Here is a 21,847-nt window from a genome sequence, read left to right as displayed (position 1 = left end):
CTCACAGGAAATCGTGACCGAAGCGAAGCTTTCCAACTCAGATCGCGAAAACTATCGCACGGCATCGATACCGAGCTGTGACGCGAAGTTGCCCTGGGAATGCGAAAGCCGGGACCGACCATGTCGGACCCGGCTCGCGCAGAAAGATGCGCTCAGACGATCGTGACTCCTACCAGGCGCGCGTCGGCGACCGTGACGGGGTAGGCCTCGCCCGTGATGGCGACCACGGCACGCGGAGTCGCCTCGCCTGCGAGCTTGCGCACGACGGCCTTCTTCTCGCTGGTGATGCCGCCGCCCGTGGCATCCCCCACGGCCGTGTCGTCGACCTTCGAGATGCCCGCGTGCGCGGCCACCCAGAGCTCGACGTCGCCCGGCTCGACGATCTTCGTCAGGCTCCGGTCGGTGAATGCGAACCGTGTCGTCGGCACGCTGAAGGTCACCCGCTTGGACTCGCCGGCCTCGAGCTCGACGCGCGCGTAGCCCACGAGCTGCTCGACGGGTCGCACCACCGTGCCGATCACATCGTGGCCGTACAGCTGCACGATGTCGGCCCCGGCACGCGAACCGGTGTTGGTGACCGTGACGGATGCTTCGAGCACACCGCCCGCTGCGACGGATTCCTGCACCTCGAGCGCCTCGTACGCGAACGAGGTGTACCCGAGCCCGAAGCCGAACGGCCGCAGCGGCGTCGAATCGGTCGAGGTGACGTCGGAGGGACCGCCGAGGATCGGGTGGCGATAGGTGTACGGCTGCGCGCCCGTCGAGCGCGGAAGCGAGACCGGCAGGCGACCGGACGGGTTCGCCGCGCCGGTGATCACGTCGGCGATCGCGAGCCCGCCGCCCTCACCGGGGAAGAACGCCTGGAGCACGGCGGCAGGGGCGGAGTCCCCGTCGAACGCCCACGCGATCGCATAGGGGCGGCCGGTCAGCAGCACGAGCACGGTGGGCGTGCCCGTGGCGACCACGGCCTCGACGAGCTGACGCTGGACACCCGGCAGGTCGAGCGACTCGGTGTCGTTGCCCTCGCCGACCGTGCCGCGGCCGAACAGCCCGGCCTGGTCGCCGACGACGACGATGGCGAGATCCGCGCCTGCCGCCGCATCCGTCGCCTCTGCGAAGCCCGAGGTGTCGTCGCTCTCGTTGTCAGAGCCCACTGCGAAGGAGAGTTCGGGCACATCGAGCCCGGCACCCTCGAATGCCTGCGGCAGCGCCTCGAACACGGTCGGGATCTCGAAGCCGAGCGGGAACTGCGGGTGATGCGCGAGCACGTGGTTCGCGAATGAGTAGCAGCCCTGCAGCGCCTCGGCGCGGTGGGCGTTCGGGCCGATTACCGCGACCTTGGCGCGCGCAGGACCGTCCGCGAGCGGCAGCACGCCGTCATTGCTGAGCAGCACGACGGATTCCTGCGCGAGTGTGCGCGCGAGGCGCCGGTGCTCGGGCGAATCCAGGTCGATGTCCGTCGGCGGCTCGTCCTCGTAGGCGTCGGGCTCGAGCAGGCCGAGCTCCTCCTTCTGCCGCAGCACCCGCAGCACCGAGCGGTCGACGTAGGCCTCGTCGAACTCGCCGGCGCGGATGCGCGCGGCCAGTGGCTCGAGATACGCGTCACCGGTCGGCAGCTCGACATCGATGCCCGCCTCGAGAGCGAGCGCCGCGGCCTCGCCGCGGTCCTTCGCGACGGCGTGCATCACCTGCAGGAACGCGACGGCGAAGTAGTCGGCGACCACGACGCCGTCGAAGCCGAGCTTGTCGTGCAGCACGTCCGTCAGCAGCGGCGTGTTGGCGGCCATCGGCACGCCGTCGACGTCCACGTAGGCGTTCATGACCGACTTGGCGCCGCCGTCGGCGATCGCCATCTCGAACGGCGGCAGGTACGTGTCGGCGATCTCGCGCGGGCCGGCGTAGACCGGCGCGTGGTTGCGCCCGGCACGCGAGTCCGAGTAGCCGACGAAGTGCTTGAGGGTGGCGTGGATGCCTGCCGACTGCAGCCCCTTCACGTACGCCGTGCCCACGGTGCCCACCAGGTACGGGTCTTCGCCGATGCACTCGTCGACACGGCCCCAGCGGGGGTCGGCGATCACGTCGAGCACGGGCGCGAGGCCCTGGTGCACGCCGAGCTGCTTCATCGAGTCGCCGATGATGCGGCCCACTTGCTCGACCAGCTCGGGGTCGAACGACGCGCCCCAGGCGAGCGGGGTGGGGAACGTCGCGGCCTGCCAGGCGGCGAGGCCGGTGAGGCACTCTTCGTGCACGAGTGCCGGGATGCCGAGGCGCGTCTCGCGCTTGAGGCGACGCTGCTCGTTCCACAGCCACGCGGCGCGCTCCGCCGGCTCGACGGGACGGGTGCCGTACACGCGCGTGTACTGCCCGAGCCCGTCCTTCGTGATGTCGGAGAGCTGCTCGCCGCCCTTCTGGCCGGCCGACATCTCGCTCTGCATGGGCGCGACGACGCCGTTCTGATCGAGCCAGTAGCCGACGAGCTGTGCCAGCTTCTCTTCGAGGGTCATCTGCGCGTGGAGCGCTGCAACCCGGTCGGACACGTGCGGCATCGCGGCGGGAGCGCCGCCGGTGGTGGTGGTCATGGTCTTAGCCCTTTACTGCGCCCGTCAGGCCTCCGACGATGCGGCGCTGGAAGATCGAGAAGAAGATCAGCGCAGGAAGCATCGAGAGTGACGTGAACGCGAGCACCTTCGCCGTGTCCTGAGAATACTGCGACGAGAAGGCCTGCACGCCGAGCGGCAAGGTGAAGTTCCCCTGGGAGTTGAGGATGAACAACGGCAGCACGTAGTTGTTCCAGGCGCCGATGAAGGCGAGGATGCCGACCGTCACGACGCCCGGAAGCGACAGCGGGATCACCATGCGGAAGAAGAAGCCGAGGCGACTCGCGCCGTCGATCGACGCGGCCTCCTCGATCTCGTTCGGGATCGCCCTGAGGAACGGCACCAGGATGATCACGGTGGTCGGCAGCGCGAACGCGATCTGCGGGATGGCGACGCCCATCAGGTTGTCGATCAGGCCGAGGTCCTTGATCACGATGTACAGCGGGGTGATCGCGATCACGAGCGGGAACATGAGCCCTGCGGCGAACAGCGAGTACACCGCGCCCTTGCCCTTGAACTCGTAGCGGGCGAGCACGAAGCTCACCATCACGCCGAGCACGACGGTGCCGATGGTCGTCACGATCGCGACGATGGCGGAGTTCGCGAACTCGCCCCAGAACGTCGTCGAGGTCAGGACGTTGACGTAGTTGCTGAACACCCACGGGTGCGGGAGGCCCGCCGGACTCGTCGTGATCTGCGAGTTCGTGCGGAAGCCGCCGACCACGATGTACAGCACCGGGGCCAGGGTCACGGCGATGAACAGCAGCGCGATGAAGTACGTTCCCGGGTTCCCCCACTTCATCGGCGCTTCGCGCTCGGCGGAACGCCCCGGCTTCTTGCCCGCCTTGACGGGCGCGGCGGCGGTCGTGGCGCTCATCACTTGACTCCCTCGGTGACGGCGCCCTGAAGGTCACGGCGCAGGACGAAGCGCTGATACACCAGCGCGATGATCAGTGAGATCAGGAACATCACCACGGCGACCGCGTTGCCGTAGCCGTAGTTGCCAGCGTTGCGGCCCTGCCCGACCATGTAAGTCGCCATGGTCGACACCCCAGCGGTCGAGGCGATGTACTGCCCCCAGATGATGTACACGAGGTCGAACAGCTGCAGCGAGCCGATGATCGACAGGAACGCCCAGATGCGGATGGTCGGGCCGAGCAGCGGAAGCGTGATGCGCCGCTGGATCTGCCAGTACGACGCCCCGTCGATCTGCGCGGCCTCGAACAGCTCCTCCGGGATCGACTGCAGGCCGGCGAGCATCAGGATCACCGCGAAGCCGATGTACTTCCACGAGATGATGCCCATCAACGACCAGATGGCGAGGTTCGGATCCGACAGCCAGTCGGCGGCGATGCCGCCCAGGCCGACGGAGTGCAAGAAGTCGTTCACGGCGCCGTTGCTCTGGAGCATCAGGCTCCAGCCGGTGCCCACGATGACCTCGGAGATCACGTAGGGCACGAAGATCAGCACACGGATCAGGCCGCGGCCACGGATCTTCTGGTTCAGCAGCAGGGCCAGGATGATCGACAGCGGGCCCTGGATGACCAGGGACAGCACCACGATCAGCAGGTTGTGCCAGAGCACCGAGTGGAACGCCGGATCCGTGAGGATCAGCTTGTAGTTGTTCAGGCCGACGAAGTCGGTGGCCGGACCGTAGCCGTGCCAGCGGAAGAAGCCGTAATAGGCGGCGAGCGCGACCGGGAAGATCACGAACGCCAGGAAGACGATGATCGCGGGGCCCGACAGGACCGCGATCTCGAGTCGCATACGGCCCCGACCGGAGCGGCGCCTGGCCGCTCGCGGCGAGGTGGGGGACGCGGTGTGCGCGCCCCCCACCTCTGAGGTGCCCTGCGACTGGCGGCCGTCGACGACGGTCGTGTCAGTACCCAGGGTGTTGCTCATGTGTTGCTACTCAGCCCTTCGCTGCTGCTGCGTTGGTGTCCTTGACGATGTCGGACGCGCTGCCCTTGCCGGCGAGCAGATTGACGACCGCGGTGTTCATCGCGTTGCCGACGTTCTGGCCGTACAGGGTGTCGAGGTACTGCGAGGCGTAGGCCGCCTTGTTGAAGGCCTGCAGCGCCGACACGTTGTAGGGGTCGGTCACGACCTCCTGCGCGTCCTTGTTGACGGGGATCGAGTTGAAGGCCTTCGCGTACGCCTCCTGCTGGTCCTTCGTCACGAGGAACTCGAGGAACTCGGTCGCCTCCTTGGGGGCGTTCTTCGAGACGGAGTAGCCGTCGATGCCGCCGAGCAGCGCGGTCGGGTCGCCCTTGCCGCCGTCAACGGACGGGAACGGGAACCAGCCGAGGTCGGGCAGCGGCTTCTGGTCAGGCGTGAGCGACGCGATCACTCCCGGGTCCCAGCCGCCCATGAGCTCCATGGCGGCCTTGTGGTTGGCCAGCAGGCCGGCCGAGGAGCCCGCGCCCTGCTGGGCGGCGGTGGTGAGGAATCCGTCGTTGAACGGGTTGGTCTTGAGGAACGACGACAGGTCGTCGCCGGCGGTGTTCCAGCACTTGTCGTCGAACTTGAGGCTCTTCGCGGACTTGTTCAGCACGTCCTGGCTGCACTCGCGCAGGGCGAAGTTGTAGTACCAGTGCGCGGCGGGCCATGCGTCCTTGGCGCCGACGGCGATAGGCGCGACGCCGATCCCTTTCAGCTTGGCGACGTCGGCCTCGAGCTCGGCGATGGTCGTCGGGGTCTCGGTGATGCCGGCCTGCTTGAACAGGTCCTGGCTGTAGTAGATGCCCTCGGGCAGGAAGTCGAGCGGCACGGCGTAGACCTTGCCGTCGATCGACTCGCCGGCGAGTGCGGCGGCGCCGGCGTCGGTCTTGGCGGTGGAGGACAGGTCGATCGCCTGGATCTGGCCTGCGTCGACCATGGCCTGCATCTTGCCGCCGCCGCGCTGCAGGAAGATGTCCGGCGCGGAGTTCGAGTTCAGCGCCGTCTGAAGCTTGCCGTCCAGATCCTCGTTCTGGATCGACTGGACCTTGACGGTCACGTTCGGGTGGGCCGCCTCGAAGGCCTTGGCCGCGTCCGAGAAGTACTGCGCGCCGGGGCCCGTGGTCGAGTTGTCCCAGACGGTCAAGGTGACCTTGCCGCCGTCGGAGGACGAACCGCTGTTGCTGCCGGAGCCGGCGCAGCCGGTGGCAGCAAGGGCGACGCCCAGACCGAGCGCGACAACCGCCGCGCCCGTTGCTTTCCTCATCATTGTGGAAACTCCTTGTGTTGTCGTCGTTGACGCTGTGGTGACTTTGCGGAATTTGTTGCGACCGCGGCTAAAAGCATCCGTGATCTCGACCTCGTTTGTCAAACGTTGTCGATAACGTTTTATATCCCTACTCGCCGTTGCTGAGAACGGCTCTCAGACTGCGGTACGGTTTGTTTCTATGAGCGTGGATGCTGGTGTCCCGCCCGTTCTGGGACGGGTGACCATCACCGACGTCGCACGCGCAGCCGGCGTCTCGGTCGCCACCGTCTCCAAAGTCGTGAACGGCCGCTACGGCGTCGCCCCCGCGACCTTCGAGCGCGTGATGGGCATCGTCAACGAGCTCGGCTACGAGACGTCTCTGATCGCGGCGAGCCTGCGCCGCAGCAAGACCAACGTCATCGGCGTGCTCATCACCGAGTTCGAGCCGTACTCGGCCGAGCTGCTGAAGGGCATCGGGGCGGCCGCGCACGGCACCGGCTACGAGCTGCTGGCCTACGCCGGCTGGGCAGAGGACTCGCCGCGTGACGGCTGGGAGCGCCGCTCGCTCTCACGGCTCGCCGGCACCCTTGTCGACGGTGCGATCCTCGTGACCCCGACCGTGCTCATGCCCGAGACCTCTGTGCCCGTCGTCGCGATCGACCCGCACACGGGTCGCGGCGGCCCCGCGACGGTGGACTCCGACAACGCCGGCGGCGCCCGCGCCGTCACCGACCACCTGCTGTCGCTGGGGCACACGCGGATCGCGCACCTGCGCGGCCGTGCAGACCTCGAGTCGTCCCACCTGCGCGAGCAGGGCTTCCGCGCCTCGCTCGAAGCGGCCGGCATCCCCTTCGATCCCGAGCTCGTGGTCGACGGCGAGTACCGCCGCAAAGAGGGCCGCGAGCGCACGCTCGAACTGCTCGAGCGCTCCGACCCGCCGACCGCGATCTTCGCCGGAAATGACCTGTCGGCGCTCGGCGCGATCGCGGCCGCGAAGGAGCTCGGCCTGCGCGTCCCGCAGGACGTGTCGATCATCGGCTTCGACGACATCCCCGAGTCCGGCCGATCCGAGCCGCGCCTCACGACCTTCGCGCAGCCGCTGCACGAGATGGGCGCCGAGGCGTTCCGGATGCTGCTGGACCTGCTGTCCGGCCACGAGAGCGGGCGGCGCCACGAGCACCTGCTCGGCTCGCTCGTCGTGCGCGACAGCACGGCGCCGCCGCGCTCTCGGTGAGAGCCGCCTGAGGAAGATCTCGGGGGCCGGGACCGACGGGTCTTTCTGACGTCGCCAGCCGGTGATACGGTCAGCGCGCACCGAAAGTGCAGTTCGACATTGCAATGAGGAGTCGACGACCGCCGATGGAGTTCGCGTCCAGCCGAGCCAGCCAGCCGAGCCACCGTCTCGGGCAAGCGGTCGTCACCTTGACGGACCAGAGCGGGAATCCGATCGCCGACGCCGGGGTGACCGTCGCACAGACGCGGCATGCCTTCGGATTCGGCAACATCGGCTTCGACTTCATCGAGCTCGCGAACGGCACGCCGAAGGCGGGCGATGCCGAGCTCGCCGAGCTGTACACGAGCCTGTTCAACTGGGCGACGCTCCCGTTCTACTGGGGCCGGTTCGAGCAGAGCGAGGGCGCGCCGGACACCGCTCGACTGCGGAACACGGCGCAGTACCTGCACGATCGGGGAGTGTCGCTCAAGGGGCATCCGCTCGTCTGGCACACGGTGCAGCCGGACTGGCTGCTCGGCAGGCCGCTCGATGAGGTCGAGCGGCTGCAGCGCGAGCGCATCCGCCGCGAGGTGGCCGACTTCGCGGGTCTGATCGACACGTGGGACGCGATCAACGAGGTCGTGATCATGCCCGTGTTCGACAACGGCGACAACGCGATCACACCGCTCGCGCGCGCCAAGGGGCGCATCGCGATGATCCGCATGGCCTTCGAGGAGGCGCAGGCGACCAACCCGCGCGCGACGCTGCTGCTCAACGACTTCGACCTGTCGAGCGCGTACGAGTGCCTGATCGAAGGGGTGCTCGAGGCAGGCATCCGGATCGATGCCATCGGGCTTCAGACCCACATGCATCAGGGCTACTGGGGCGAAGACACGATGCTCGCGATGGTCGATCGCTTCGCGCGCTACGGGCTGCCATTGCACCTGACCGAGTCGTCGCTCGTCTCAGGGCACCTGATGCCGCCCGAGATCCGCGACCTGAACGACTATCGGATTCCGTCGTGGCCGTCGACCGAAGAGGGCGAGGCGCGGCAGGCCGACGAGCTCGCGCGCCACTACCGCTCGCTGGTCGGGCACCCGCAGGTCGAGGCGATCACCTATTGGGGCATCACGGATGCCGGGGCGTGGCTCGGCGCCCCCATCGGCCTCGTTCGCGCCGACGGCTCGCCCAAGCCCGGCTACGACGCGCTGCACTCGCTCATCAAGGACGAGTGGTGGCTGCCGGCGACGACCGTGAGAACGGATGCGGACGGGCGCTTCGGCCTGCGGGGATTCGCAGGCGATTACGAGGTGTCCCCCGCTGGAACTTCTGCTCGATCCGCGATATGTTTATCGCAACAACAAAATCAAACTGTCCACCTCACCATGGAAGTTGAAGGGCAAACACGATGACTCTCACCCCCACCCGCGAGGACAAGTTCTCGTTCGGTCTGTGGACCGTGAACTACAACGGCACCGACCCGTTCGGCGGCCCCACCCGCAACCACCTCGAGATCGAGCACGTGGTCGAGAAGCTCGCCGAGGTCGGCGCCTACGGCCTGACCTTCCACGACGACGACCTGTTCCCGTTCGGCTCGAGCGACTCGGAGCGCGACGCCTACATCGGCCGCCTCAAGAAGGCACTCGCCGACACCGGCCTCATCGTTCCGATGGTCACCACCAACACCTTCTCGGCCCCCGTGTTCAAGGACGGCGGCGTCACCTCGAACGACCGCGCCGTACGCCGCTACACGATCCGCAAGATCCTGCGTCAGCTCGAGCTCGGTGTCGAGCTCGGCGCCAAGACCTTCGTCATGTGGGGCGGCCGCGAGGGTGCAGAGTACGACGGCGCCAAGAACATCCGCGCCGCGCTCGAGCGCTACAAGGAGGCCGTCGACTTCCTCGGCGACTACGTCCTCTCGCAGGGCTGGGACATCAAGTTCGCGATCGAGCCGAAGCCGAACGAGCCCCGCGGCGACATCCTGCTGCCGACGCTCGGCCACGCGATCGCGTTCATCGACTCGCTCGAGCACCCCGAGCTCGTGGGCCTCAACCCCGAGGTCGGCCACGAGACCATGGCGGGCCTCAACTTCACCTCGGGTGTCGCGCAGGCGCTGTACCACGGCAAGCTCTTCCACATCGACCTCAACGGCCAGCGCTCGATCAAGTACGACCAGGACCTCGCGTTCGGCCACGGCGACCTGCACAACGCCTTCGCCCTCGTCGACCTGCTCGAGAACGGCGGCGTGAACGGCGGCCAGGCCTACACCGGCCCCCGCCACTTCGACTACAAGCCGAGCCGCACCGAGGACGAGACCGGCGTGTGGGACTCGGCCAAGGCCAACATCCAGACCTACCTGCTGCTCAAGGAGCGCGCCGCGGCCTTCCGCGCCGACCCCGAGGTGCAGGAGGCCCTTGAGGCCGCCAAGGTGTTCGAGCTCGAGAAGAACACGCTCAACGACGGCGAGACGATCGACTCGCTCAAGGCCGACCGCACCGCGTGGGAGGACTTCGACACCGAGGCCTACCTCGGCGGCAAGGGCTTCGGCTTTGTGCGCATCCAGCAGCTGGCCACCGAGCACCTGCTCGGCGCTCGCGGCTGAGAGCCGCAGTGCGGCTCTCAGCCGCGAGCGCGTCGGCGGCAGCCTGATTGCCGCCGACGCGCTAACTGTTTGTTGCCTGTAGAACTCGAAGGAGCCCCTGTGACCCTCGTCGCCGGCGTCGACTCGTCGACGCAGTCCTGCAAGATCGTCATCCGCGACCTCGAAACCGGCGCGCTCGTGCGCAGCGGCCGCGCCTCGCACCCCGACGGCACCGAGGTCGACCCCGCCGCGTGGTGGGCCGCACTGAACGAGGCGATCGAGTCCGCCGGCGGTCTCGGCGATGTCGCCTCGATCTCGATCGCGGGGCAGCAGCACGGCATGGTCGTGCTCGACGCAGAGGGCCGCGTCATCCGCGACGCGCTGCTCTGGAACGACACCCGCTCGGCGGGCGCGGCCGCCGCGCTGACGGACGAGGTCGGGGCGGATGCCTATGCGAAGCGCGCCGGCCTGGTGCCCGTCGCCTCGTTCACCGCGACGAAGCTGCGGTGGCTCAGGGACAACGAGCCGGAGAACGCCGCGCGCGTCGCCGCGGTCGCGCTGCCGCACGACTGGCTGACCTGGCGCCTGCTCGGCTACGGCCCGGCCGGCGAATCCGAGCTCGGGCCGGTGCTCGACGCGCTCGTGACCGATCGGTCCGACGCGTCGGGCACCGCTTACTGGTCGCCGTTCACGGGCGACTACGACCTCGAGCTGCTCGAGCGCGCGCTTGGCCGCCGCGACGTGGTGCTGCCGCGGGTGCTCGGCCCCGGTGAGGCCGCGGGCACCACTCCGGCCGGCGTGCTCGTCGGCCCAGGCGCCGGCGACAACGCCGGGGCGGCCCTCGGCCTCAACCTCGCCCCAGGTGATGTGGCGGTGTCGCTCGGCACGAGCGGCACGGTCTTCGCGGTGGCCGAGCAGCCGACCGCCGATGCGTCGGGAACGGTCGCCGGCTTCGCCGACGCTTCAGGCAAGTACCTGCCGATCATCACGACGCTGAACGCGGCGCGCGTGCTCGTGTCGACGTCGAAGCTGCTGGGCGTCGATTTCGACGAGCTCTCGGAGTTGGCGCTTGCGGCAGAGCCGGGCAGCGGCGGCGTCGTGCTCGTGCCGTACTTCGAAGGCGAGCGCACCCCGAACCTGCCCGAGGCGAAGGCGAGCCTCCACGGCCTGTCGATCGCATCGACCACGCGCGAGAACCTCGCCCGCGCATCGATCGAGGGCATGCTCTCCGGCCTCGGCGCGGGGCTCGACGCCGTGCGCGACGCGGGCGTCGAGGTGCACCGCGTTCTGCTCATCGGCGGCGCGGCGCAGAACCCGGCGGTGCAGGCGGTGGCGGCGCAGGTGTTCGACGCACCGGTGGTCATCCCCGAGCCGGGCGAGTACGTCGCCGACGGCGGCGCGGTGCAGGCCGCGTGGGCTCTCACGGGCGAGCGCCCGTCGTGGGCCGTGTCGGTCTCGGCATCCCCCGCCCCTGATTTCCGCCCGGAGATCTCGGCGGAGTACCACCGCTACGCCGACCCGTTGTTGAACACGAAGTAAACAGACGCGAGATATCCTCAGGTAGTCCACACCTGGGGATAAATCATCAGGTCAGGGGGCAGATCGCAAGGTCTGCCCCCTTTCGCGTTACACGCTCCGCGCGAGCGTCGCGCCCGCCTCGCGGGCCCAGCGCGCCGGCTCGGCGAGGGCCGCGGCGGTCGAGCCGGCCAGCTCGCTGAGCGAGGCGGCAGCCGAGAATCGGGCGACGGATGCCTGAATCGCACCCGCCACGAGGGCCGTCGGCACCCCGGCCGCACGCGCGATCGAGGCGACCTGGGTCGGCGCTTTGCCTGCTTCGGACTGCCCGTCGAAGCGGCCCTCCCCCGTGATCACGAGGTCGGCCCCGGTGACGATGCCCGCGAGCCCCAGCGCCTCCGCCACGGCGGGGGCGCCGGGCGACAGCGTCGCGCCCCAGGCGAGCAGGCCGAACGCGACCCCGCCCGCCGCGCCGGCGCCAGGGGTCTCGGCGAGCGCGGCCCCGCCGTCGACGACTGCGGCCAGGTGCGCGAGATTCCCCTCGAGTGCCCGCATGGCGGCGTCAGACGATGCCCCCTTCTGCGGTCCGAACACCACGGCCGCGCCGCGCGGCCCGAGCAGCGGGTTGTCGACGTCGGTGAGCACCACGGCGCCGGCGGGCGGCGGGGCGACGACCCCGTCGAAGGACACCCGCGCGACCCGGCCTGCGCCGAGATTGCCGTATGAGACGGGGGCGCCCGAGGCATCCGTCAGCCTCGCCCCCATCGCGGTCAGCGCACCGACCCCGCCGTCGCTCGACGCGCTGCCGCCGACCGCGATCAAGAGCCGTGAGACGCCCAGCGTGAGCGCCGCCGCGATCGCCTGGCCGAGTCCGAAGGTGTGCGCCTCGAACGGCCGCAGGCCAGAGCGCATGAGGGTGAGCCCGCTCGTCGCGGCGAGCTCGACGACGCCCGTGCCGCCCGGCAGGCCGGGTGTCGGCGGCAGACGCAGCCAGTACGTGAGCACGGGCTGATCGTCGGGACCGACGGCCATGACCGGCTCGCGGCGCGCGCCGGGAACAGCCGCCTCGAACGCGTCGAGGCTGCCTTCGCCGCCGTCGGCCATGGGCGCGAGCACCACCTGATCGCTTGGCCGCACGGCGAGCCAGCCGTCTCTGATCGCCTCTGCAGCCTCGCGGGCGGTCAGGGAACCCTTGAACGAGTCGGGGGCAATGACAAGACGCACCCGTCAAACGTACCGATTACCGGAACGTGCCTGCCGCGACCGAGCCCTCGAGCGTGCGCTGGAAGATGACGTACACGATCAGGACCGGCACGACCGTCATCACCACGGCGGCGAACAGGGCGCCGAAGTCGACCGCATACCCGGCCTGCGACGCGAACGACGCCATCGCCTGGGTCAGCACGTAGTTGCTCTGATTCGAGTTCAGCGCCACCGGCAGCAGGAACTGGTTCCAGAGGCCGAGGAAGTTGAAGATCGCGACGGATGCCAGCCCCGGCCGCGCCATCGGGAGCATCACCTGGAAGAAGGCGCGCCAGTCGCCCGCGCCGTCGATGAGGGCCGCCTCGTACACGTCGTCAGGCAGCTGCTTGAAGAACGAGTACAGGAAGAACACCGTGAACGGTAGCGCGAACGCGACGTAGGTGAGGATGAGGCCGGGCAGCGTGTTGAGCAGCCCGAAGTTCCTCAGGATGAAGAACAGCGGCACGATCGCGAGGAACGGCGGGAAGGTGAGGCCGGCGAGCATCGCGTAGTAGATGACGCGGCGGCCGGGGAAGGTGAAGCGCGCGAGCACGTACGCGCACATGGCCCCGAGCAGCATCACGATGATGAGCGCGAAGCCCACGACGATGATCGTGTTGAGGAAGAAGCGGCCGATGCCGGCATCCGTCCATGCGTGCGCGTAGTTCTGGAACTGCCAGTGCGCCGGCAGCGAGAACGGGGAGGCGAGGATCTCTTTCGTCGTCTTGAACGACGACAGCAGCACCCACAGGAACGGGACGATCACAACGATCGCCCAGACCACGAGCAGGACATGCGAGACGGATGCCACGGCGGCATCGCCTCGATTCGCCCGCTGCGTGCTGAGCCGCAGACGTGTCGTGACGGTGCCTTCGACGGGCGTCGCCGCGGTCATGCGCGGGCTCCTCTCTTGGTCGCGCGCGCACGCGCGCGAGTGGTACGTGCGTCGTCGCCGCCGCCCGTCAGCCGGTTGACGGTGAAGACGATCGCGGCGAACAGCAGCGTGACCGCGGCGAGCACGACCCCCATGGCCGTCGCGTAACCGAACTGGCCCTTGCGGAAGGCCACGTTGAACAGCTCCTGGCTCATGGTCAGCGTCGTGTTGTTCGGGCCGCCGCCGGGGTTGAGCGCCTGCATGTAGACGAAGGCGTCGAGCGCGGCGATCCCCAGGTAGATGTACGCGGTCTGCACATTGTCGCGGATCATCGGCACCGTGATCGAGATCGCCGTGCGGAAACGCCCTGCACCGTCGATGCGGGCGGCCTCGAGCAGTTCTGCCGGCACGCCCTTGATGGCCGCGACGAAGAGCACGGTGTAAAAGCCGATGAAGCTCCAGATGATGACCCACATCGACGCGGGCATCGCGGTCGCGACGACCCCGAGCCACGCGAAGTTCGTGAACTGGTGAAGGCCGATCCCGGTGAGGAGTCCGTTCAGCAGGCCGGCCGCGGGGTCGTAGACCTGCGCCCAGATCAGGCCGATCACGATCGCGGGCACGCAGTAGGGGAAGAAGGAGACGACGCGGTAGAAGCCGGCGCCGCGGATGCCGCGGATGGTGCCGCGACTCGGGCCACCGACCGTGACGACGATCGCGATCACGAGCGCGACCACGATCGTGACGAGCGGCACGACGAGCGCGAGCACGGCGTTGTTGCGCAGCGCCTTGAGGAACGTCGTGTCGTGGAACAGCTTCACGAAGTTCGAGACGCCGACGAAGTTCATGTTGGGCGAGAAGCCGGTCCAGTCGGTCATCGAGTAGTACAGCGCCTGCGCGAACGGCGAGACCACGAAGATCACGAAGATCGCGAGGGGCAGCACGAGGAAGACCAGCATGAAGCTGATCCGGTTCCAGCTCGGCCGAGGCCGGCGACGCCGGGCGGCGACAGGTGCGCCGCCCGGCGTCGTCGTGGTGCTCGTCATGCTCAGCTCGTCACCTTGAGCTTGGGAATGGAGGAGTCGGCGGCGACCTTGTCGCTGATGTCCTGCATGCCCTTGGTGAGGCCCGCTGCGTCGGTCTGCCCCGACAGGAACGAGTTCCAGACCACGAGCTGGTCCTGGTTCATCCCGTAGAAGTCGAGGAACTGGTAGTTGAAGACGTTGGTGCCTGCGGCATCCAGCATCTTCGTCTGCGACACGAGCGCGGTCGAGCCGAAGCCGTCGTCGGGAACGAGGCCCTTGACGATCGTCGGCGCGAGACGGGTCTTCGAGAAGTTCGTCGCCGCCTCCTTCGAGAGCATGGCGCGCAGGATCTCCTTGCCGCCGGCGGGGCTCTTGCCCTGCTTGGGCACGATGAACGGCTCGCCGGCCGCCGAGCGCAGCGCCTCGTACGGCAGCTTCGAACTCGACGAGACGGTCGGCGTGGGCGCGCCGGTCATCTTGAAGCCGTCCTTCGTGGCCTTCTTCATCTCGTTCTCGATCCAGCCGCCCGAGGGGTAGAGGATCGCCTGCTGGTCGTTGCTCCACTTGGCCTGGGCCGCGGTGAACTGTGTGCCGGCACCGCCGGGGATGAAGAATCCGTTCTTCACCGCGGTCTCGAGCGCCTTGAACACGCTCTGGATCTCGGGAGCCGACCATGCGTTCGGCTTCAGGTTCTCGAGGTCGAGGCGCACCTGCGTGCCGCCCTCCTTGATGGCGGAGTCGAGCGCCATCGTGAGGTAGTAGGTCGCCGCCTCCTTGCCCCAGACGAACAGGTACTTGCCCGCCGACTTGGCCTTGGCGCCGAGATCGAGCGCCTCGTCCCACGTCTTCGGCGGCTGCCAGCCGTTCTGCTCGTACAGCGACGCCGAGTACCACATGCCATAGACGGTCATGACGTAGTTCAGTGCGACGAACTTGCCCGAGAACGTGCCGGGCTCCTTCACTGCGGGGTAGAGCGTGTCGGCGATCTTCGTGCCCTCGTAGTTGTTCGCCTCGAAGACGTCGTCGAGCGTGGACAGCTGATCGGCGATGGTGTTGAAGCCGATGCTGTTCGCACCGGAGTTGTCGATCAGGTCCGGCGGGTTGCCGCCGACGAACCGCGGCTGCAGCTGCTGCGCGATCTGCGTCGACGGGCTCACCTTGATGGTGACCTTCGAGAACTGCTTCTTCACCTGGTCGGCGGCGAACGACACATAGTCGTAGCCGTAGCCGCCGTTGAAGATGACCGCTTCGACCGATGCCGTGTCGGCGAGGCCGAACGGGTTCTTGGCGCTCTTGCTTCCGGACGTGCTGGTGCCGCCGCCTCCGCCGCTCGGCGCGGCGCAGGAGGCGAGCGTGCCCGCCAGCGGCAGGAACACAGCGGTGGCCAGTGCGCCGCGGACGAAGGTGCGGCGGTTCAGACGGCCTGGTTCTTCAGACATCATTGCCTGCCTTTCACTCGTGATCAGGGGTTGTTCGGTGTGCGTGGATGGTGCGATGGGTGGTGCTGGTGCGATTGAGGCTCATGCAAGGTGCCCGATGCGGTCGCCGTAGAGGTCCTGCAGGGCGCGGTTGTGCGCGTCGCCCTCAGGGATGTTGGCCGAGATGAACAGGGGCGGCACGTCACCGGCCGCCTGAACGCGCTCGGCAGCGCCGATGGTGAGCAGCTGGGCGATGAAGGCGGCCGTGATCGACGACACCGCCCCGACGCCGAGCCCGCCCGAGAGCTCGAGGGTGGTGTCGCCGTAGGGGGCGAGGTTGTCGATGACGACGTCTGCGACCTCAGCGAGGCGTTTGCCGCTCGGATGCTTGGGCGTCACCGCGTTCGTGTGCGCGAGGCTCGTCACCGCGATGACGGCGTGACCTTCGGCCTTCGCCTTGAGGGCGAGGCCGACGATCGAGCCGTTGACGCCCGAGTTCGAGGCGATCAGGAACACATCGGCCGGCTGGAAGTCATAGAGCGACCACAGGTCGTCGACGACGCTGTCGTCGCGCTCCAGGGTGCCGCCGTGCAGCACGTCGAGCGGCCGCTTGCCGAGCAGCACGAGGTCGCGCAGGGCGAGCGAGTGCGTCGGTATCAGGCCTCCCGCGCGCCCCGCGATCTCCATCGCGAACGCCTGCGAGTGGCCGGTGCCGAAGGCCTGCAGCACTCCCCCGTTCCTGAGGGAGTCGGCGAGCAGGCCGATCGCGACGTCGAGGCCGCCGGCGCGCGCCGACTCGGCGAGCGCGTCGAGGCGCGAGGCCGCCTGTCGGTGGAAGTCGGTGACGAGGTCGGTCATGCGACGGGATTTCCTCTCTCTCGTGAGCGCGTTCCGCCGCGCAGCGAGCGCCGGTGCGGGGCGACAGCTGCGGCGGATGCCGCGAGCATGGCGGTCGTGCGGGCGAAGTCCTGCTGCGCGACGAGCAGGTAGAGCAGGTCGATCGCCAGCAGCTGCGCGTGCTTGGCCGACAGGTCGTCGGGCTGCAGGTAGGCGTCGACCGCGAAGGCGGTGAGGTGATGGTCGGCGACGGATGCCAGCGGCGAATCCGGATTGCCGGTGATCGCCACGGCAAGGGCCCCTGTGGAGCGCGCGAGCGCCAGCATCTCGAGCGTCTCGCCCGTGCGGCCCGTGTTCGAGATGCCGATCGCGACCGTGCCCGGCCCTTGGATCGCCGCGCTCGTCAGCCCCTCGTGCACCTCGCTCCACACGTGCGCGTTGAGGCCGATGCGGTACAGGCGCGCCTGCAGTTCGTTCGCGAGGACGGCGCTGCCGCCGATGCCGTAGATGTCGACGTGCGCGCTGGCCGCGATCGCGCGCGCCGCCTGCTCCGCGGCGTTGTGGTCGAGGCGGGCTGCCGTGGTCTGCAGCGCCGAGGTGTGCGAGCTGACGAGCGCGTTGAGCACGTCGACCGCCGTGTCGGCGGGGTCGAAGGCGCGCCCGATGTCCGACTGCCAGGTCTCGGCGCTCGACCGCCCGAGATCCGCGGCGGCGCCGACGCGCAGCGGCGGGTAGCCCGCGTAGCCGATCAGCCGGCAGAAGCGCGTGACGGTCGCCGGCGAGGTGCCCGCGCGCTGGGCGAGCTCGGTGATCGACAGCTCGAGCGGCGCCGCCGGATTCTCGAGCAGCAGGGCGCCGATCTTCGCCATGGCCACAGACATCTCGGGCAGCGCGGCCAGGATGCGGCTGCTCACGCCGAACCCGTCCGTGCTGTGCTTCGATGGTGCGACTACTTCTGTCATTGAAAATCCATGTCAGCTTCGGGATATTGGCATGAAAACTATTCGCAGACGTGTTACGGCGGCAATCACGAAAATGTCACGACTGGGTAACGGATGAACCTGCACCTCGCCGTCGATGCGGGTGGCACCAGCACGCGCTGCGTGGTGCTCGATGAGACGGGCGGATGCCTGGGCTACGGCCGTGCAGCGAGTGGAAACCCCATCTCCGCAGGGCCTGCGCTGGCCGCGTACTCGGTCGCAGAGGCGGCGGCCACCGCGTTGACGCACGCTGAGGCGGCACACGGCGCGGGCGGTGCCGACGTCGTGGTCGTACTGCTCGCGATGGCGGGGGCGAGTTCGCTCTCCGGCCCCGAGCTGTTCGCCGCAGAGCTCGCGCCGCTCGGCGTGGACGCGCCGGTCGTGTTCGCGCCCGACCTGCTCGCCACGTTCTGCTCGGGCACCTGGCTGCCGGCCGGCTACGCGCTCGTCGCGGGCACGGGGGCGACCGCCGTTCGGGTCGAGAACGGCTCGGTCGCCCGCACCGCGGACGGCCTCGGCTGGCTGCTCGGCGACGACGGCTCGGGCTTCTGGGTCGGGCAGCGTGTCGTCCGTGCGGCGGCCGCCGACCTTGACGGGCGCGGCCCCCGCACCGAGCTCACCTCTCTCGTGCTCTCCCAGCTCGGGCTCGAGGACGACGGCACTCGGCATCACGGCCGCCCCGCCGTGCTCGACCGCATCATCAAGCTGCTCTACTCGCAGCGTCCCGTCGAGCTCTCGCGTCTCTCGCCCCTCGCCTTCGCCGCCGGCGACGACCCCGTCGCGCGAGCCATCGTGAGCGCGGCCGCCGACGCGCTGGTGCACAGTCTCGAGGCCGTCGCCGATCCCGGCGTGACCGGCCCGGTTGTACTGGGCGGCGGCACGATCACGCAGCACGACGAGCTCGCGGCGCGCATCGCGGCCGCGGGCACGCGCGACGTGCAAGTGGTCGCGGACGGGGCGGTCGGCGCCGCAGTGCTCGCTCTGCGGCAGGCATCCGTCGTCGTCGACGAGCCGGTCTTCGACCGGATCACCCGCACCCTCGCCGCGTTGCGCTGACGTCGCCTACGACAGGAAGGGCGCGACCGTCTCGTCGAATGCGGCGGCGACACGCGCGGCGACCTCCGCATACGGCGCATCCCAGATCTCCTGACGGAAGATCTCGACCTCGATGTCGCCGTCGTACCCGGCATCCGCCACCAGCCGAGTGACCGCGCCGAAGTCGATGTGGCCGTCGCCCATGTACCCGCGGGACAGCAGCGAGTCGGCAGACAGCGGCGTCATCCAGTCGCATACCTGATAGCTGGCGATCCGGCCGGATGCCCCGGCCCGCGCGATCTGCGCGGCGAGGTCCGGGTCCCACCAGACGTGATAGGTGTCGACGACGACGGCGACCTCCGGCGCGACGGATTCCGCGATGTCGAGCGCCTGTCCCAGCGTCGAGACGACGCCGCGGTCGGCGGCGAAGATCGGGTGCATCGGCTCGATCGCGAGCGTGATGCCCGCGGCACGCGCAGCCGGCGCGAGCTCCGCGATCGCCTCGGCCGCACGGGCGCGGGCGCCGACGACGTCGTGGTCGCCCGCGGGCAGGCCGCCGGCGACCAGCACCAGCACCGGTGCCGACCCCGGCGCGCCTGCCGCGGCGAGCGCCGCCGTCTCGTCGATCGCACGGCGGTTGTCGTCGATCGCGGTCTGGCGGGCGGCTCCGGGCTGCGCGGTGAAGAATCCCGCGCGGCACAGCGACGAGACGCGCAGCCCGGATGCCTTGACGAGTTCGACCGCCCGGTCGAGCCCGACCTCGGCGACGGGCTCGCGCCACGCGCCGAACGAGGTGTACCCGGCTTCCCGGGCGACGTCGAGCGCCTCCGCGAGCGGGGCGTACTTGATGGTCGCCTGATTGAGACTGAGCCGCGGGTGCGCGCTCACAGCAGCACGACCTTGGGGACCTCGACACCTGAGACGGCGAGGAACGCGTTCCACCGCGACGCGGCGAGCTCAGGGGCCTCGAGCGCGCCGGCGGCGTTCGCGAGGCGCACGATCTCGGACAGGTGCGGCAGCGACCGGGCCGAGTGCAGTCCGCCGACGAGCTGGAAGCTGGCCTGGTGCCCGTTCAGCCACGACAGGAAGGCGACACCGGTCTTGTAGTAGAACGTGGGCGCCGCGAAGATCTGCCGCGACAGCTCCTCACTCGGGCTGAGCAGCGCGAAGTAGCCGTCGCGATCGCCCGCGTCGAGCTTCTGGATAGCGGCCGAGGCGAGCGGCGCGATGGCCGCGAACGCGCCGAGCAGCGCGTCGGAGTACTGCCCGGGCTGCTCGCTGCCGTCGCCGGCGATCAGGCCGACGTAGTTGAAGTCGTCGCCGGTGAACATGCGCGCCGTCTTCGGCAGGCGCTCGCGCACGGCGATCTCCTTGCCTGCGTCGAGCAGGCTCATCTTGACACCCGACACCTTCTCGGGGTTCGCGTTGATCACGTCGATGAGAACGGATGCCGCGACCTGGGCATCCGTCGAACCGAAATACCCCTTCAGCACGGGGTCGAAGGCCTCGCCCAGCCAGTGCAGCACGACGGGCGTCTGCGCCTTCTCGATCACGCGGTCGTACACGCGGCGGTAATCGTCGGCGGTCTGCGCGGCGCGCGCGAGGTGCCGGGAGGCCATCAGCACGACGCCGGCGCCCTGCTCTTCGGTGAAGGCGAGCTGCTCGAGGTACGCCGCGGCGACCTCGTCGAGCGAGATGTTCTCGGCCTCGACATGGTCGGTGTTGACACCGACGACCAGCTTGCCGCCGACCGAGCGGGCCTCCGCGGCGCTGCGGCTGATGAGCTCGCGCGTGGCGGCCGCGTCGAGGCCCATGTTGCGCTGGGCGGTGTCCATCGCGTCGGCGACACCCAGGCCCCACGACCACACATGGTGGCGGAAGGCGAGCGTGGCATCCCAGTCGATGTCTGCCGGCTGACCGGGCGTGTTGTCCGCGTGGATCCTCGGCACGACGTGCGCGGCCGCATAGGCGAGGCGCGCGCGCAACGGCGCCGTGGGCTTCGTCAGCGCGGGCGCCTCGCGCAGCGTCTCCTGGCGGATCGACCCGTCGGCGGCGAGCAGGGTGAGCTCGCTCATGCCGTCACCTCGGGAAGGTCGAGACGCGCGCCCTTCGCGGCCGACTCGAGGCCCTTCTCGGCGAGCAGCACGCCGCGCGCCCCGGCGAGGAAGTCATACGGGTTCGGGGCGTCCTCGGCGATGTGGCGCAGGAACTCCTCCCACTGCACCTTGAAGCCGTTCTCGAACTCCTGCGTGAGCGGCACCTCGTGCCAGTCGGCCGCGTAATCGTGGCCATCGGGGATGTCGGGGTTCCAGGTCGGCCGGGGGGTCGCCGAGCGGTGCTGCACCTTGCAGCCGAACAGGCCAGCCACGGCCGAGCCCTCAGTGCCGTCGACCTGCAGCTCGAGCAGCTCGTCGCGGTTCACGCGCACGTCCCAGCTCGAGTTGAACTCGGCGATCGTGCCGCCTGCTAGGCCGAAGATCGCATATGCGGCGTCGTCGGCGGTGGCGGCGTAGGCCTGGCCCTTCTCGTCCCACCGCGTCGGGATGTGCGTCACGGTCTGCGCGTACACCGACTCCACGCGACCGAACAGGTTCTCGAGCACGTAGTTCCAGTGCGGGAACATGTCGAGCACGATCCCCCCGCCGTCCTCCGAGCGGTAGTTCCACGACGGCCGCTGAGCGGGCACACCGTCGCCGGGGAACACCCAGTAGCCGAACTCGCCGCGCACCGACAGGATCTGCCCGAAGAATCCGTCGTCGATCAGCCGCTTCAGCTTGCGCAGGCCCGGCAGATAGAGCTTGTCGTGCACGACGCCGTTCTTGATGCCCGCCTCCTTCGCGAGGCGGGCGAGCTCCAGCGCGTCCTGGAAGTTCCCCGCGGTCGGCTTCTCGGTGTAGATCGCCTTGCCGGCCGCGATGGCCCTCTTGATCGCGGGCACGCGCGCCTCGGTGACGAGGAAGTCGGCGTACACGTCCCAGCGGGGGTCGGCGAGCGCCTCGTCGAGGTTCGTCGTCCAGTCCTCGATGCCGTGGCGGTCGGCGATGTCACGCAGCTTGTCCTCGTGGCGGCCGACCAGGATCGGCCTCACCTGCACCCGGCGCCCGTCGGACAGCGTCACGCCGCCCTGATCGCGGATCGCGAGGATCGAGCGCACCAGATGCTGCCGATACCCCATGCGCCCCGAGACGCCGTTCATGATGATGCCGATGGTCGACTCAGCCGACATTGCGTACCTCCAGTGGGTAGTTCGCCATTGAAATTGTGTGGAGTGTCATCCGGGCAGGAAAGCGCTTACCCGGAGCTAAGCATAGTGATCACACGGCGGCATGCGTAGTGTTTTGCC

The 21,847-nt window shown here is 69.0% G+C and carries 18 protein-coding genes; 5 read left to right on the top strand and 13 right to left on the bottom strand.

Features of this window, described 5'->3' with window-relative positions:
- Positions 1-152 precede the first annotated feature (152 nt).
- From D7I44_RS11440 to D7I44_RS11425, 4 genes are read right to left on the bottom strand one after another with little or no spacing between them, the layout of a single operon-like run.
- Positions 153-2,579: a beta-xylosidase/alpha-l-arabinosidase gene (locus D7I44_RS11440; RefSeq protein ID WP_120789611.1), complete on the bottom strand. Its 2,427-nt coding sequence runs from the start codon at positions 2,577-2,579 to the stop codon at positions 153-155.
- A 4-nt stretch (positions 2,580-2,583) separates the two neighbouring features.
- Complete coding sequence (locus tag D7I44_RS11435) at positions 2,584-3,474, bottom strand: carbohydrate ABC transporter permease (RefSeq protein WP_120789610.1); 891 nt, start codon at positions 3,472-3,474, stop codon at positions 2,584-2,586.
- On the bottom strand, positions 3,474-4,499 hold the full coding sequence (locus tag D7I44_RS11430; protein WP_120789609.1) for a carbohydrate ABC transporter permease: 1,026 nt from the start codon (positions 4,497-4,499) through the stop codon (positions 3,474-3,476). The genes D7I44_RS11435 and D7I44_RS11430 overlap by 1 nt, the downstream gene beginning before the upstream one ends.
- Positions 4,500-4,509: 10 nt before the next feature.
- Positions 4,510-5,805 (bottom strand): ABC transporter substrate-binding protein, encoded by a 1,296-nt coding sequence (locus D7I44_RS11425; protein ID WP_120789608.1) that lies wholly within the window; start codon positions 5,803-5,805, stop codon positions 4,510-4,512.
- A gap of 178 nt (positions 5,806-5,983) precedes the next feature.
- Here D7I44_RS11425 and D7I44_RS11420 point away from each other — a divergent pair, with 178 nt between their 5' ends.
- The 4 genes from D7I44_RS11420 (at position 5,984) to xylB (ending at position 11,117) form a co-directional block, all read left to right on the top strand.
- Positions 5,984-7,018: a LacI family DNA-binding transcriptional regulator gene (locus D7I44_RS11420; RefSeq protein ID WP_120789607.1), complete on the top strand. Its 1,035-nt coding sequence runs from the start codon at positions 5,984-5,986 to the stop codon at positions 7,016-7,018.
- A 188-nt stretch (positions 7,019-7,206) separates the two neighbouring features.
- Entirely contained in the window at positions 7,207-8,409 is a 1,203-nt protein-coding gene (locus tag D7I44_RS11415; RefSeq protein ID WP_342768576.1) for an endo-1,4-beta-xylanase, read from the top strand.
- Entirely contained in the window at positions 8,406-9,599 is a 1,194-nt protein-coding gene (gene xylA, locus D7I44_RS11410) for a xylose isomerase (RefSeq protein ID WP_120789605.1), read from the top strand. Before D7I44_RS11415 ends, xylA begins: the two co-directional genes overlap by 4 nt.
- A 99-nt stretch (positions 9,600-9,698) precedes the next feature.
- Positions 9,699-11,117 (top strand): xylulokinase, encoded by a 1,419-nt coding sequence (gene xylB / locus D7I44_RS11405; protein WP_120789604.1) that lies wholly within the window; start codon positions 9,699-9,701, stop codon positions 11,115-11,117.
- An 87-nt stretch (positions 11,118-11,204) separates the two neighbouring features.
- Here xylB and D7I44_RS11400 read toward each other — a convergent pair whose 3' ends face one another.
- From D7I44_RS11400 to D7I44_RS11375, 6 genes are all read right to left on the bottom strand, one after another.
- Entirely contained in the window at positions 11,205-12,317 is a 1,113-nt protein-coding gene (locus tag D7I44_RS11400; protein ID WP_120789603.1) for a glycerate kinase, read from the bottom strand.
- Positions 12,318-12,333: 16 nt separating this feature from the next.
- Positions 12,334-13,230, bottom strand: a complete 897-nt coding sequence (locus tag D7I44_RS11395) for a carbohydrate ABC transporter permease (protein ID WP_120789602.1) — start codon at positions 13,228-13,230, stop codon at positions 12,334-12,336.
- Complete coding sequence (locus tag D7I44_RS11390; protein ID WP_120789601.1) at positions 13,227-14,255, bottom strand: carbohydrate ABC transporter permease; 1,029 nt, start codon at positions 14,253-14,255, stop codon at positions 13,227-13,229. Before D7I44_RS11390 ends, D7I44_RS11395 begins: the two co-directional genes overlap by 4 nt.
- A gap of 2 nt (positions 14,256-14,257) precedes the next feature.
- Complete coding sequence (gene ngcE / locus D7I44_RS11385; protein ID WP_120790921.1) at positions 14,258-15,673, bottom strand: N-acetylglucosamine/diacetylchitobiose ABC transporter substrate-binding protein; 1,416 nt, start codon at positions 15,671-15,673, stop codon at positions 14,258-14,260.
- A gap of 81 nt (positions 15,674-15,754) precedes the next feature.
- Positions 15,755-16,510 carry a sugar isomerase domain-containing protein gene (locus D7I44_RS11380; RefSeq protein ID WP_120789600.1) on the bottom strand — a complete coding sequence of 252 codons (756 nt, stop codon included), beginning with the start codon at positions 16,508-16,510 and terminating at the stop codon, positions 15,755-15,757.
- On the bottom strand, positions 16,507-17,451 hold the full coding sequence (locus D7I44_RS11375) for a MurR/RpiR family transcriptional regulator (protein WP_245979553.1): 945 nt from the start codon (positions 17,449-17,451) through the stop codon (positions 16,507-16,509). The genes D7I44_RS11380 and D7I44_RS11375 overlap by 4 nt, the downstream gene beginning before the upstream one ends.
- Positions 17,452-17,544: 93 nt before the next feature.
- On the opposite strand from D7I44_RS11375, the gene D7I44_RS11370 reads away from it, so the two are divergent.
- Entirely contained in the window at positions 17,545-18,525 is a 981-nt protein-coding gene (locus tag D7I44_RS11370; protein ID WP_120789599.1) for an N-acetylglucosamine kinase, read from the top strand.
- 6 nt (positions 18,526-18,531) lie between these two features.
- On the opposite strand, the gene D7I44_RS11365 is transcribed toward D7I44_RS11370, so the two are convergent.
- Genes D7I44_RS11365 through D7I44_RS11355 form a run of 3 tightly spaced genes read right to left on the bottom strand, consistent with a single transcriptional unit; the run spans position 18,532 to position 21,730 of the window.
- On the bottom strand, positions 18,532-19,392 hold the full coding sequence (locus D7I44_RS11365; protein WP_120789598.1) for a sugar phosphate isomerase/epimerase family protein: 861 nt from the start codon (positions 19,390-19,392) through the stop codon (positions 18,532-18,534).
- On the bottom strand, positions 19,389-20,579 hold the full coding sequence (locus D7I44_RS11360; protein WP_120789597.1) for a dihydrodipicolinate synthase family protein: 1,191 nt from the start codon (positions 20,577-20,579) through the stop codon (positions 19,389-19,391). Before D7I44_RS11360 ends, D7I44_RS11365 begins: the two co-directional genes overlap by 4 nt.
- Positions 20,576-21,730, bottom strand: a complete 1,155-nt coding sequence (locus D7I44_RS11355) for a Gfo/Idh/MocA family protein (protein WP_120789596.1) — start codon at positions 21,728-21,730, stop codon at positions 20,576-20,578. The genes D7I44_RS11360 and D7I44_RS11355 overlap by 4 nt, the downstream gene beginning before the upstream one ends.
- Between the last annotated feature and the right edge of the window lie 117 nt (positions 21,731-21,847).

The sequence above is a fragment of the Gryllotalpicola protaetiae genome, from assembly GCF_003627055.1.
GTDB lineage: Bacteria > Actinomycetota > Actinomycetes > Actinomycetales > Microbacteriaceae > Gryllotalpicola > Gryllotalpicola protaetiae.
Note: the sequence above shows the minus strand (reverse complement) of the source record. Positions and strands in the feature narration are given on the sequence as shown.

Bases quoted from the DNA above. Each gene is read 5' to 3' on its own strand.
- xylA (WP_120789605.1), top strand. From the start codon at position 8,406: ATGACTCTCACCCCCACCCGCGAGGACAAGTTCTCGTTCGGTCTGTGG.
- ngcE (WP_120790921.1), bottom strand. From the start codon at position 15,673: ATGTCTGAAGAACCAGGCCGTCTGAACCGCCGCACCTTCGTCCGCGGC.
- D7I44_RS11430 (WP_120789609.1), bottom strand. From the start codon at position 4,499: ATGAGCAACACCCTGGGTACTGACACGACCGTCGTCGACGGCCGCCAG.
- D7I44_RS11435 (WP_120789610.1), bottom strand. From the start codon at position 3,474: ATGAGCGCCACGACCGCCGCCGCGCCCGTCAAGGCGGGCAAGAAGCCG.
- D7I44_RS11375 (WP_245979553.1), bottom strand. From the start codon at position 17,451: ATGACAGAAGTAGTCGCACCATCGAAGCACAGCACGGACGGGTTCGGC.
- D7I44_RS11380 (WP_120789600.1), bottom strand. From the start codon at position 16,510: ATGACCGACCTCGTCACCGACTTCCACCGACAGGCGGCCTCGCGCCTC.
- D7I44_RS11420 (WP_120789607.1), top strand. From the start codon at position 5,984: ATGAGCGTGGATGCTGGTGTCCCGCCCGTTCTGGGACGGGTGACCATC.
- D7I44_RS11440 (WP_120789611.1), bottom strand. From the start codon at position 2,579: ATGACCACCACCACCGGCGGCGCTCCCGCCGCGATGCCGCACGTGTCC.
- D7I44_RS11390 (WP_120789601.1), bottom strand. From the start codon at position 14,255: ATGACGAGCACCACGACGACGCCGGGCGGCGCACCTGTCGCCGCCCGG.
- D7I44_RS11355 (WP_120789596.1), bottom strand. From the start codon at position 21,730: ATGTCGGCTGAGTCGACCATCGGCATCATCATGAACGGCGTCTCGGGG.
- D7I44_RS11370 (WP_120789599.1), top strand. From the start codon at position 17,545: ATGAACCTGCACCTCGCCGTCGATGCGGGTGGCACCAGCACGCGCTGC.
- D7I44_RS11360 (WP_120789597.1), bottom strand. From the start codon at position 20,579: ATGAGCGAGCTCACCCTGCTCGCCGCCGACGGGTCGATCCGCCAGGAG.
- D7I44_RS11395 (WP_120789602.1), bottom strand. From the start codon at position 13,230: ATGACCGCGGCGACGCCCGTCGAAGGCACCGTCACGACACGTCTGCGG.
- D7I44_RS11425 (WP_120789608.1), bottom strand. From the start codon at position 5,805: ATGATGAGGAAAGCAACGGGCGCGGCGGTTGTCGCGCTCGGTCTGGGC.